The organism is Rhodococcus globerulus NBRC 14531, from assembly GCF_001894805.1.
GTDB lineage: Bacteria > Actinomycetota > Actinomycetes > Mycobacteriales > Mycobacteriaceae > Rhodococcus_F > Rhodococcus_F globerula.
This window is the reverse complement of record NZ_BCWX01000002.1, coordinates 774,654-786,868: the sequence shown is the minus strand read 5'-3', so window position 1 is coordinate 786,868 and position 12,215 is coordinate 774,654. Positions and strand designations below refer to the sequence as shown.

Genomic DNA, 12,215 nt, shown 5'->3' with positions numbered 1-12,215 from the left:
GAATTGCTTGCTCACCGAGGCTGGACGTGTTCGTCCAGAAACTGCTGGGTCATGTCGGCAATCTCGGACGCGTTCGCGTGAAACAGGTAGTGGTGGCCGTCCAATATTTCGACCCGTTGAATCGACGGGTTGGTAATTGCCGCGCGGTGCGACGACTCCCATTCCGGGTCGGCTGTGAGTGACGACGACGCGAGAATAGACATGGCCGGCATAGTCGGAGGCAAGGTAGCGCCCTCGACGCCTCGTACATTCTCAGCTTCGTGCGCGGTCTCGGCGAGCATCGTTGAATTCAATACCCACGAGTAGGAACGCAAATAGAGTTCTTGCTGCTCAGGGGTATATTCGGCGGCGTCGCCGAGACTTTCTCGGTAGTCGGCCGCGAGCCCCAGGTAATCGGTATTCATATCCAAGTAGATCAAGTCCCGTACCCCGCCGAGCGCCGTGACCGTAGACATCCAGCCCGGCCACTCCGGCGCACCTTCGGCAAGTTCGGACGTATATCGCTCGTCGTCGACTCCTACTACCGCGGCCACCTCGTCAGGATGGTTGGTAACCCACCACATCGCGTACAGACCGGAAAGGGAATGCGGCATAAGAACATAGGGTCCGTTCAACCCCAGGGCACTCAGCGCAGAACGGGTCTCGTCGACGATTGCTTCGCTGGTTCGCGGTGCGTCTGTGCCGTCACTGAGTCCCAACCCGAAGTTTTCGACGGTAACCACCGTGTTCGCCTCAGCGAGGCGTCGCGCGAGGGGCGCAAAATCGAGGATCGGCTCAGGTGTACCCAAACCTGGCATGAGGACGATGGTACGTGGGCCGGAGCCTTGAATCGCAACGCTCATCCGATGTCCGTCCACCTCGACGTAACGGTGCGAGGGACCGATCAGCGCCTCGATGGCTTGCTTGTCCCGTGGAGTTTGCCACCGATGATTGATGGTCGAGATCGCAACAGCACCAACAACTATCGCGAGCACGGAGACGCAGATCCATCGCACCACGCGAAGGAATCGCCGCCGCGGCTTGCGGCCCGTCGAATCACCGACCTGCTCCTGCGATTGCGGCTCGACGACAATCGGATCAGTTCCCCTGGTGTCCCCCACACGACTAACCTAGCCGACGCCGCTTCTGGAGATCAGGCAGAAGGCAATTGTCGGAATTTGCCGTCAACCGGGCAGCGTTTCTCCGCCGATCGGCGCAAGCACCTCCCCGGAGTAATAAGACGACATAGTTTCCGAGGCAAAGAACACGTACGAGGGTGCGATCTCGTCCGGCTGGGCTGCCCGCCCGTACGGTGCCTGTTGACCAAAAGACTCCACCTTGTCCATGTCCAATGTCGCCGGTATCAGCGGCGTCCATACCGGGCCAGGGGCAACACAATTGACGCGAATCGATCGCTCACGCAACGACTGGGACAGTGAGTACGTCAGCGCAATGACGGCCCCCTTGGTCGCCGAGTAGTCGATCAAGCTCTTATTTCCGCGCAGGCCGTTGATCGACGCCGTGTTGATGATCGACCCACCGCCTCTCAGATGGGGAACCGCTGCCTTGCTGACGTGGAAATAGCTGTCGATGTTCACCGCGAAGGTCCGACGCCACTGCTCGTCCGACAGCTCGACGAAGTCATCGACCGGTTGTTGGTAGGCAACATTGTTGACGAGGATATTCAAGCCTCCCAGCACGTCCACCGTCTGCCCGACCACATCATTGCAGTGGTACGGATCCGCGAGGTCGCCCCGCATCAGATGACACTTTCTGCCTTGATGCGCAACAAGTGCGGCGGTGTGATGGGCGTCGGCGTCTTCCTCGAGATAGGCAATCGCGACATCGGCTCCTTCCTTGGCAAATGCAACAGCCACAGCCCTTCCGATACCGGAATCGCCACCTGTGATCAACGCACGCTTGCCGTCGAGCAGGCCCCGCCCGACGTAACCGTTCATCTCGTCGCGGGGTTTTTCACTCATGTCGCCGGTGTGCCCGGGGTATTCGATTCGCTCGCGCGGATGCTCACTCATCACAAGCCCCTCTCGTTGTGCTGCTGTTCGCGCTGCCAGCGATCAGCTACCCGGCGAGTCCAACACTGAAACCCGAAACCCACCTCAGGGTTGGCGAACGGAGTATTGGGGAACACGACCGGCATGATCGATCCTTTTGCGTTGGCGTACAACACCCCGTCGGGTACCGGGCCCGATCCGGTTCCGCCGAACCCCGTGCCTGAACCAATCCCGCCAGCGCCGGAACCCGTACCGCCGACGCCACCGCCGGTACCCCCGACTCCAACGCCGCCCAACCCCTATCCACCGGACCCGATTCCCCAGATCCCGTAAACGACTCACTTCTAGGAGTAGTCGCGCAAGACCAGTCGACAGGTCTCCTCCACATTGCGCAGCGCCTCTGGATAGCCGATGCGACCAGTGGTCCACAAGATCAACGAATTAAGCATCACACTGCCAATGGAAAGCGACGCCAGACGAGCCAACTCAGCCGGGACTCCGTCCATCAGACTGAAGATCACCGAGCGGTTGGCGGCGGCTCGCTCGTCCATCGTGTCCCGAACGTAAGGGTCGTCCGACGTCTGCATGTCGACCTCGAGCCGCGCAAAGTGGGGCCGGCGGTGGAATGCCTTCATCTGGCGGCGATACAGGTCGAGGACTCGATCAAGGACTGAGTCGTGGCCGCCATACCGCGCACGTCCACTCGCTTGTTCACGTGCAAGCCGATCGGCGAGGATGTCGTTCCACGCAACTATCGACGCCGCCAAGAGTTGCTGTTTGGCCGGGAAATAGCGGTACACCGTTCCGAGCGCGACGCCCGACCGTTCGGAAACCTCGCGCATCTGGACCTTGTCCGGGCTCATATCGGCGAGCATCTCGATAACAGTGTCGGTGAGCGCCTTACGACGTTCGAGCTGGGACGTCGTCATGTCGTCTGGGTTCAGCGGAAAGGCGACAGATGCATCGGTCACTGCGCGATCACTCCTTCAACTTCAGAACCTTGCGGGCGTTCAAATGCAGGAATTTCGGCCACACGTCGTCGTTGAACGGCACGTGCGGCATGTCCGTGAAGATGCGGTCCAACGTCAATCCGGCCGGAAAGTAGCCCGCATACATGATCTTGTCGGCGCCACGCGAATTTGCGTAATCGACTATCGCCTTGGGGTAGTGCTTCGGCGCGAAAGCCGACGTCGAGTAGTACAAGTTCGGCCACTTCAGCATCAGCTTGACTGCCAATTCCTCCCACGGTTCACAGCCGTGCCTGGTGACGAACACCAGATCGGGGAAATCGAACATCACGTCGTCGATGAGTTCCACATGCTGTACAGCAGATTTCAAGCGCGGCCCCGCGATACCGGCGCACGCAAAGATCGGGATATCGAGTTCGACGCACTTCGCGTAGATGGGGTACATCTGGGGCGCGTTGAGTGCTACCTGCGGAAAAGTGCCCGCGGCAAAGGAACTCACTGATCTGATGCCAAATTCCTCGTACTCACGCGTCATTGTCGACAGGGTGCCCATGATGTCGTTGGGGTCCACAGCGGAGCCTTGTGGCACAAAACGGTCGGGGAACCGTTGCACTGCAGTCCTACCCGACTCTGTCGCCACGGTAACCATACCGATCTCAATACCGTGCTTGTCCATCTCACGCAACGTCACCGACACCGGGTCGTCGGTGGGCAATTCCTTGGGCACGCCTTTGAACATGTACTCGGCCGGAAACTCGAACGACTCCCGACTTTCCCGGTCCTTGGTCTGCTCAGTGATGAAGTCGTACTCGTGCCCACAGGCTTCACGGAAGCCAATGAGAGTGTCGATGATCGGAATGTCCTCGTACGACGCCATACTTGCAACTCCTCCACCGTCGGTTCACCTACCGAATCGAATTCAAGAAATGAAACTGTGCTCTATTTATTGGTGAGCCTCAGAGTAGAGCTTGGTCGCGTAGATGTCCATCGCCGCCGGATCACGAAATATACAGATAATATGCTGATTCGGATGCCGGTGATACATCATGTTCTGACCGACCAGCGCATCGCGCATTTGCATAGACCTGAAATATTGTTCTAGATCTGGACGCCACGTTTGCGTGAGTCATCCTGCCCGGACGCCTTTATCCGACACTCCAGCCTCGGGCGCGGTCATATGCGCCCGTGTGGGCAGCAGGAGCGGGGTGGCAAGTAGGAGAACGCCTGCCGTCGTGATCCCGGCCAGCGGACTGGTGAGTGTCGCGAGCACGCCCCACACCAACATGAGCGTCGCCTGAGCGAGTTTGCTGCTGACGCTCCATGTGGTGAGGACCTGCGCGGCGTGATCGGCAGAAGTGCGCTGCAAGCGTTCGGTCGCATTAATGGGATTGAAGATGCCCATACACGTGATCAACAGGCCCTCAACGACAATCACCGTGATAAGTCCGGCGACGCCGGGTTGGGTGAACGCGAGGCCGAGCGGGAAGATCGAGCGCAGCCAACCGGAGACGATCATAACGCGGTGGCGCCCGTACCGAGCGACGAGTGGCGCGGAAAGGCGGGCACCCGCGAAACCCCCGAGTGCTGGGATGCCGAACGCAAGACCGTATTGCCAAGCGGGGAAATGGTATTGACCGAGAAGGAGGACGGCCAGGAGGGGGCTGGTTGCCATGATCAGGCCACTGACTATCACGGAATTGAGAAACAGACGTCGAAGCACACGGTCGGCGTGAATGTGCCGCCAGCCGTTCAACAGGTCAGTGGCGCGCACTCTGGTGGGCGCGCCTCCAGGCGCCTCGACGTCGTCGCCACGAATGCGGAGAACCCCGAGAGCGGACAGCAGAAAGCTGAAGGCGTCGGCCGCGACTGTGACGACTGGACCGAGCAGTCCGATGAGCGCGCCGCCAAGGGGCGGCCCCGCCGCGGTTGCCACCCAACTCGTGCTTTCAAATCTTCCGTTTGCGACAAGGAGGTGATCGCTGCGGACGACATGTTTCAGATATGCGCCGGAAGCGGCAGAGAAGACGATACCTGCGGTTCCGGAGACAACCGAGACAACCAGCAGTTGCCCATAGGTCAGGATGTCGAAGAAATACGCGATCGGAACACTCGCCATTGCGAAGAATCGGGCCAGGTCCGTCGCGATCATCACCGGCCGTTTTGCCCTGCGCTCGACCCACGGCCCGAGCGGGAACGCAACGATCGCGGCAACGGCAAGTCCCGCCGATCCCAGGAGCGCGACTGCGAATGCCGATGAGTGCAGCACTTGCACAGCAATGAGGGCGAACGCTCCGAAGGCAAGCCACGTGCCGTAGGTGCTGATGGCGTAGGCCGTCCACAGCCAGCCGAAACTGCGCCCCAAGTCCACCCGCATACAACTCCCCTTTGCAACGCCGACGTCGGCATGAATCACACCAGCTGTACCGACGCACGATCAAACAACCGACAGTCGGCAAGCCACAACGATCAGTTGTGCATGAATAGGCTGGGTGAATGGATACCGAAGCAGTGCGATCATTCGTACGGGCAGCAGAGCTCGGACAGCTGCAACATGCAGCCAACGAGCTGGGTGTGACACAACAAGCCGTCTCGAAGCGTATCGCCGCCCTGGAACGCGAGCTGGAAGTTCGGTTGTTCACCCGTACCGCCCGCGGAGTCGAGCTGACACTCGACGGACAAGCATTTCTCCCGCATGCGCGGAACATCGTCACGGGAGTCGAGCGTGCCATCACTGCGGTCCGACCAGGTTCGCGGGCACTTCGAATCGACGTTCTCGGCCTGCGTAGCGCGCAGGCCGTTATTCTGCACGATTACTGGCGGTCACATCCCGAAATCAATCTCGACGTAGTGACTCTCAGAGTCAACGACCCGCGCGTAGCCGTCGCCGCCGTCGAAGCGGGCGAGATCGACGCCACGTTTCGCACCGTGACAGATCCGACGATGTTGCCGCGCGACGTGCGCACGATTCACGCTTTCGATTCCCCATTGGAACTCCTTGTCGGACCACGACATCCACTTGCCTCCTCGCGAACACTGACGCCACCTCAGCTGCGCAGGCATCGGATCTGGGTACCGGGTATCGCGCCCCGCACCGAATGGGGTGAGTTCTACGATCAGCTCGCCACCGAATTCGACTTACGCATCGACGCCACCGGCCCGCACTTCGGCGACGAGGTCCTTCTCGAGACCCTCGCGGACTCCGCGGACGTGGCCACTCTCGTCGGTGCGCGCGACCGCTACATCTGGCCGACTAACTACGACCTGCGCCGCATACCGATCGTGAATCCAACTCTCGCATATCCGCTTTCGCTCATTCTCCGCACCGCGAATCCACACCCTTCACTAGCGGCGATCATCAAGCACTTCGGAAACCTGACACCGCTCCCGGAAACCGTATGGCGTCCGTCCTGGGCAACGTCGGCTCCGCACTGACTGAGATACCGGGCCGACTGCGGCACATCGGGGATCGACAAGAGGTTTCACACCCATTCACGCACGGTGATTCATTTGAGCACTCATCACGTAACGCCGGCCAGACGCAACAACGCGGTCACCGTCGCCGCGCCCACCACAATCACCACGAATGGTGCACGGCGCCAAATCAGTACGCCTGCGACAGCAACACCGAGCACCCGCGCCCACCCGGCAAAACCGTCACCGGAGTACACGGCCTGCGTAGCGGCCAGCGATACCAACAGTGCGGTTGCGCCCAACCCGAGCATGCGTACCGCCCGCGGACTGAGATGAATTCGATCCCGCAACACTGGCCCGGAAATACGAAAGCCAAAGGTTCCCAAGGCAATCAGGCCGATGATCCACCAACTCATCGGTTACGGCCCGCAGCGATCAAACCGAGCAAGCCGCCGATGACGCCAAGACCGGCAGGCAGCACAGGCGTCAAAACCACCGCAATGGCCGCCCCCAGCAACGCAACCCGGCGGTCGAGCCGGTCTCGCCACGCTCCGGCGGTGAGCGCCAGCAGTGCTGCCGGAAATGCCGCGTCGATACCGAGCGCGTTGGGCTCGCCCAGAAGATTGCCGCCGACTGCGCCGATCGCGGTACCGATATTCCACGCAAGAAACAGCGTGATTCCCGCAGCGAAGAACGTCTTGCGGGCACGAGCCACGTCACCGTGCGACGCAAGCTCCGCTGTGGTGAAAGCTGTAGCTTCGTCGGTCATCAGGTGCGCGCCGAAGATGCGTGAGCGCCAACTCCCCCGCAGAACGTCGGCAAGCACCAATCCGTACGGCAGGTGACGCGCGTTGAGAAGCAGCCCACCAAAAACGACAGCGGCGGGGGCTGCACCCGCAACCACCGCCGCCACCACAAGAAACTGAGCTCCGCCCGCGTAGACGATGCCCGACAGAGCAATAACCTGCGGCAACGACACCCCCGCCGCTACCGCAACCGCTCCGAACGAGGCACCGACCAACGCCATCGCCAATCCCAACGGGAGTAGAGCCGCAAGGGATTGACGATCAGGCACCAAGTCAGATTACCGCCCTGGAAAAAATCACCAACCGCGCTCGGCGAGACGATGTCCGACGGGCAGGTCGTCGACGTTGATGCCGACCATTGCTTCGCCCAGACCGCGAGAAACCTTGGCCAGCACGTCCGGGTCGTCGAAGAACGTCGTGGCCTTGACGATGGCCTCGGCACGCTGCTGCGGGTTACCGGACTTGAAGATGCCCGATCCGACAAACACGCCCTCGGCGCCGAGCTGCATCATCATCGCGGCGTCGGCCGGGGTGGCGATGCCACCGGCGGTGAACATGGTGACGGGAAGCTTGCCGGCCTTGGCAACCTCGACGACGAGCTCGTACGGAGCCTGCAATTCCTTTGCCGCGACGTACAACTCGTCCTCGCTAAGCGAGGTGAGACGACGGATCTCCGCGCGGATGGTGCGCATGTGGGTGGTGGCGTTGGAGACGTCTCCGGTGCCGGCTTCACCCTTGGAGCGGATCATGGCCGCACCTTCGTTGATACGACGCAGTGCTTCACCGAGGTTGGTAGCACCACAAACGAAAGGAGCCGTGAACTTCCACTTGTCGATGTGGTTGGCGTAGTCGGCCGGGGTGAGAACTTCGGACTCGTCGATGTAGTCGACGCCGAGGCTCTGCAGGATCTGCGCTTCGACGAAGTGGCCGATACGCGCCTTCGCCATGACGGGGATGCTGACGGTGGAGATGATGCTGTCGATCATGTCCGGATCGCTCATACGCGAGACGCCGCCCTGGGCGCGAATGTCTGCGGGGACGCGCTCGAGTGCCATGACAGCTACAGCGCCGGCGTCTTCGGCGATCTTGGCCTGCTCGGCGGTGACCACGTCCATGATCACACCACCCTTGAGCATCTCGGCCATACCGCGCTTGACGCGTGCGGTGCCAACGGCAGTGGTGGGGGCGGAATCGGGGGTGCTCACAGCAAACTCCTGCAATAGTGGCGTGATGATCGAACCCCAGAACTGTAGAACGAACCGGCCTTTGATTCCGTAGCCAATTTGCCATTGCTGGCCTTAAATGCGATCAGCGGATCGAGCGGACTTCCGGATCTTCGGTGCCATCAGCGACGGTCGCAGCTTCTGCCAGCAAGTTTGCCAAATCGAGCGGATACACCGGCTCCCCAGCCTTTGTCAGTTCACGAATGACGTCAGCGCTGCACCACCGGTAGCCGGAAATCGCACGTTGTTCCAATTCGGTGTGGCCCTTGAACACCGGAGTGAAGCCAGAGGTACGAGTGGTGAAGAACAATTCCTCCGAGCGGATCAATTCGCCGTCGAACGGGAAGATCGCGACGCGGCGCCACAGCGGTCCACGGAGGTCTTCCGGCGCGATCGTCAACCCTGTTTCCTCGGCCACCTCACGAACTGCAGCGGCCCGAATTTGTTCGCCACGCTCGATTCCCCCGCCGACGGTGAACCAGAACTGCCGGTCCGGGATCTTCGGATCGTGGCCGCGCAGAAGCAGCACGCGGTTTTGTCGATCGAGCAGCACCACTCGTGCGGACGTCCGAGCCGTATCCACGGTAATGCCCTCGGGAACTGCGGCCGCGGTGGTCCGTTCGGTGATCTCGAAATACTGTGGCAGCGGCGCGGTTCCACCCAGGTGAAGCCAACGGACCAACCTACGGGTTCGCAACGCGAGGGTGTCACGGACAGCGTCGTTGTGGAACCGCCGAGCGATCAGTACCCGAGCCTCCGCGTCAGCCAGCTCCGCAACCAACTGCGGCCGCAGCGACGTCGTTCCATATGCGGCAAGCGCATTGGAGAGTCGGTTCTCCGCCAGCTCACGGTCCTGCCGATCGGCACGTTCGGCAGCATCCGCCAGCTTCACGAACCGTCGAGCATCCTCGGCACTCATGTCGACCGCCGCAGCGCGAACCACAGCGGCCCGACGCGACAACGCCGCATCGAGCGCCAGCCACGACTGATCCGACCGGACGTGCAAGCGGTCCAACCGGTTTGCCGTTGCGTACGCCCAGAGCCCGATGACCAGAACAACCGCAGCGATGAGCCCGAGGACAAAAATTGTTAGTGCAGAAAAAGTCACGATCCCACCACATGCACGCCGGTGCCGCCCACGGTCACGGTCTCGTAGACCCGCAGGATCTGTTCGGCCACAACAGGCCAGTCGTATTCGGCAACCACCGCGGTCGCAGTATTGACCAAAGCCCTACGACGGTCAGGATCACCGAGAACCGAATCGATAGCCACGGCAAGTGCGTCGGAATCCCCGATCGGAACCAACAATCCGGCCTGCCCGTCGCGAAGCACCCGGCGGAAGGCGTCGAGTTCACTGGCCACGACTGCGGTCCCCGCTGCCATCGCCTCCACCAGCACGATCCCGAAGCTCTCACCACCGAGATTGGGTGCGCAGTACACGTCGGCACTACGCAACGCCGACGCTTTCTCCTCGTCACTGACCTGACCGAGCAGACGCAAGTGGCGGGAGTACCGACCGGCTTCCTTACGAAGCTTGTCCTCGTCGCCGCGCCCGACGACAATGACCTCGAGGTTCGGATGACGCTCGACCAGCGCGGGCAATGCACCCAACAGCACCGCCATCCCCTTGCGCGGTTCGTCGTAGCGACCGAGGAACAAAATGGTTCCACCTTCGCGCGGATAGCCGGGTAGAAGTTCCGCCCCCGCAAACGCAGCAACGTCGACGCCGTTCGGGATCTCGACGGCGTCGGATCCCAGGGACTCGACCTGCCACCGACGGGCCAACTCCGAGACAGCGATGCGGCCACTGATCTTTTCGAGGTAGGGAGCTAATACGCCTTGGAAAGTGCTCAGTACCAACGACTTCGTGGTCGACGTATGGAACGTCGCGACAATCGGCCCCTCCGCAATGCGCAACGCAAGCATCGACAGACTGGGCGCGTTCGGCTCGTGAATGTGCAGAACGTCGAAGTCACCTTCGGCGATGAACTTACGCAAACGCGCATTCGCGGTAGGCCCGAAGGACAACCGCGCGACGGAACCGTTGTACGGAATCGCGACGGCTTTGCCTGCCGAGACGACGAACTCGGGCAGTTCGTCGTCATCCGACGACGGCGCCAACACACTGACCTTGTGCCCGCGCTCGATCAACACCTCGGCCAGATCCACCACATGCGCTTGCACCCCACCGGGTACGTCGAACGAATACGGGCAGATCATGCCGATTTTCATTCACCCTCCATGCGGGCGAGCCGCGATTCGGAAAGGTCGGAACGCCAGAGTGGTTGAAGCATGTGCCAATCCGCCGGGTGCGCTGCGATGTTGATCGCAAACTGGTCGGCTAGCGCCTGAGTGGCCGGGCCGACGCCTTCGGACACGTCGATCGGCGGATCGATCTTGAATCCCCAACCGTCGTCGGTGAACCAGCAGTGCACCGGTAACAAGGCCGCTCCGGTGTCGATGGCAAGCTTTGCGGGGCCGGCGGGCATGCGAGTGGGTTCGCCGAAGAACGTCACCGGCACGCCCTTTTTCGCTAGGTCGCGCTCCCCTAGCAGGCACACAATTTTGTTCTCGTGCAGATCTTTCGACAGTTCAACGAACGGTGGATGCTCCCCGCCGCTCAGCGGGAAGATCTCGAAGCCGAGGCTCTCGCGATACTCCACAAAACGCTCGTACAGCGATTCCGGCTTCAGCCGCTCCGCAACCGAGGTCAAGCCACCCCACTGCTGAACACACCACACGCCGGCCATGTCCCAATTGCCGCTGTGCGGCAAGGCCAACACAGCGCCCTTGCCGTCTGCCATTGCCTTCTCGAGGTACTCCTGACCCTCGACCAGATCGCTCAGTGCCTTGCCCGTCACCGCCAAATCCATCGACGGCAATCGGAACGCCTCACGCCAATACCTCGCGTACGAGCGCATCGACTCCTTGATCAGCTGATCCGGAACCTCAGCCGGCGTCGTTCCGAGAACTCTGGCCAGGTTCTTGCGCAGTTGTTCTGGACCACCTTTGCGCACTGCAAAATCCGCGCCGGCGTCAAAAAGCTTGACCGCGACGGACTCCGGCAGACTGCGAACCAGTCTCCACCCGGCGGCGTAACCCAAATCGGTAGCGCGCTCGGCAACACTCACTTGTCGGACTCACCTTCGGTGTCGGATGCAGCCGGTGCGATCGGTAGAAGCTCCCGTGCACCAGGCGAATTCCGCACCGCAAGCACACGCTGGAAAACAGTCACGATACTGCCCGCGGCAAGAACCCACATGGCGATGTGGATCGCCCACGGCAATCCGAGGCCGGTGAGGCCGGAACCGACCAAGACGATGACCAGACGATCCGGACGCTCGATCCAACCGCCATCAGCCGTCAGACCGCTCGCCTCGGCTCTGGCCTTCGCGTAAGAAATGACCTGGCTGGTAACCAAGCAGATCAGTGTTGCCACCAGGAGCCACTTGTTGTTCTCGTGGTAGACGGCCCACCAGGCCAGGCCCGCAAAAATCGCACCGTCGGCAACACGGTCACACGTGGCGTCGAGAACCGCGCCATAGCGGGTTCCGCCGCCACGGGCGCGAGCCATCGCACCGTCCAGCATGTCGAACATGACAAAGAACCAGATGAAGATGGTTCCCCAGAACAGATGACCGGACGGGAACAGTGTCACGGCGCCGGCGATGCTCGCGACCGTGCCGATGATCGTGACCGCATCGGGCGTCAATCCGGTCTTGATCAGAGCTTGGCCCATCGGTGCCGTCACCTTGGACACCGATGCGCGTCCGAAGAAGCTCAACACCTCTGGAAACCTCCACCTCGTGAGTCCCG

The 12,215-nt window shown here is 61.4% G+C and carries 13 protein-coding genes; 1 reads left to right on the top strand and 12 read right to left on the bottom strand.

Annotation, left to right across the window (positions count from 1 at the left end; translation table 11 throughout):
• Positions 1 to 11: 11 nt before the first annotated feature.
• The 5 genes from RG2_RS12240 to RG2_RS12215 form a co-directional block, all read right to left on the bottom strand.
• Positions 12 to 1,100 carry an alpha/beta fold hydrolase gene (locus tag RG2_RS12240; RefSeq protein WP_230590163.1) on the bottom strand — a complete coding sequence of 363 codons (1,089 nt, stop codon included), beginning with the start codon at positions 1,098 to 1,100 and terminating at the stop codon, positions 12 to 14.
• A 63-nt stretch (positions 1,101 to 1,163) separates the two neighbouring features.
• Positions 1,164 to 2,012 (bottom strand): SDR family oxidoreductase, encoded by an 849-nt coding sequence (locus RG2_RS12235; RefSeq protein WP_033234699.1) that lies wholly within the window; start codon positions 2,010 to 2,012, stop codon positions 1,164 to 1,166.
• Between the two features lie 323 nt (positions 2,013 to 2,335).
• Positions 2,336 to 2,920 carry a TetR family transcriptional regulator gene (locus RG2_RS12225; RefSeq protein WP_080711759.1) on the bottom strand — a complete coding sequence of 195 codons (585 nt, stop codon included), beginning with the start codon at positions 2,918 to 2,920 and terminating at the stop codon, positions 2,336 to 2,338.
• Between the two features lie 49 nt (positions 2,921 to 2,969).
• The gene (locus RG2_RS12220; RefSeq protein ID WP_033234701.1) at positions 2,970 to 3,836 is read right to left on the bottom strand and encodes an amidohydrolase family protein; all 867 of its coding nucleotides are present in this window, start codon (positions 3,834 to 3,836) and stop codon (positions 2,970 to 2,972) included.
• Positions 3,837 to 4,085: 249 nt separating this feature from the next.
• Entirely contained in the window at positions 4,086 to 5,333 is a 1,248-nt protein-coding gene (locus tag RG2_RS12215) for an MFS transporter (protein WP_033234702.1), read from the bottom strand.
• Between the two features lie 119 nt (positions 5,334 to 5,452).
• Here RG2_RS12215 and RG2_RS12210 point away from each other — a divergent pair, with 119 nt between their 5' ends.
• Positions 5,453 to 6,391 (top strand): LysR family transcriptional regulator, encoded by a 939-nt coding sequence (locus RG2_RS12210; RefSeq protein WP_033234703.1) that lies wholly within the window; start codon positions 5,453 to 5,455, stop codon positions 6,389 to 6,391.
• An 86-nt stretch (positions 6,392 to 6,477) separates the two neighbouring features.
• On the opposite strand, the gene RG2_RS12205 is transcribed toward RG2_RS12210, so the two are convergent.
• From RG2_RS12205 to pgsA, 7 genes are all read right to left on the bottom strand, one after another.
• Positions 6,478 to 6,786, bottom strand: coding sequence for an AzlD domain-containing protein (locus RG2_RS12205; protein WP_033234704.1), 309 nt, complete (start codon positions 6,784 to 6,786; stop codon positions 6,478 to 6,480).
• Positions 6,783 to 7,445 carry an AzlC family ABC transporter permease gene (locus RG2_RS12200; RefSeq protein ID WP_230590165.1) on the bottom strand — a complete coding sequence of 221 codons (663 nt, stop codon included), beginning with the start codon at positions 7,443 to 7,445 and terminating at the stop codon, positions 6,783 to 6,785. Before RG2_RS12200 ends, RG2_RS12205 begins: the two co-directional genes overlap by 4 nt.
• A gap of 27 nt (positions 7,446 to 7,472) precedes the next feature.
• Positions 7,473 to 8,381, bottom strand: coding sequence for a pyridoxal 5'-phosphate synthase lyase subunit PdxS (gene pdxS / locus RG2_RS12195; RefSeq protein ID WP_033234706.1), 909 nt, complete (start codon positions 8,379 to 8,381; stop codon positions 7,473 to 7,475).
• A 103-nt stretch (positions 8,382 to 8,484) separates the two neighbouring features.
• Positions 8,485 to 9,507: an NUDIX hydrolase gene (locus RG2_RS12190; protein WP_033234707.1), complete on the bottom strand. Its 1,023-nt coding sequence runs from the start codon at positions 9,505 to 9,507 to the stop codon at positions 8,485 to 8,487.
• Positions 9,504 to 10,631 carry a glycosyltransferase family 4 protein gene (locus RG2_RS12185; protein WP_033234708.1) on the bottom strand — a complete coding sequence of 376 codons (1,128 nt, stop codon included), beginning with the start codon at positions 10,629 to 10,631 and terminating at the stop codon, positions 9,504 to 9,506. The genes RG2_RS12190 and RG2_RS12185 overlap by 4 nt, the downstream gene beginning before the upstream one ends.
• Positions 10,628 to 11,530, bottom strand: a complete 903-nt coding sequence (locus RG2_RS12180; protein WP_033234709.1) for a phosphatidylinositol mannoside acyltransferase — start codon at positions 11,528 to 11,530, stop codon at positions 10,628 to 10,630. Before RG2_RS12180 ends, RG2_RS12185 begins: the two co-directional genes overlap by 4 nt.
• Positions 11,527 to 12,186 (bottom strand): phosphatidylinositol phosphate synthase, encoded by a 660-nt coding sequence (pgsA, locus tag RG2_RS12175; protein WP_033234710.1) that lies wholly within the window; start codon positions 12,184 to 12,186, stop codon positions 11,527 to 11,529. The genes RG2_RS12180 and pgsA overlap by 4 nt, the downstream gene beginning before the upstream one ends.
• Between the last annotated feature and the right edge of the window lie 29 nt (positions 12,187 to 12,215).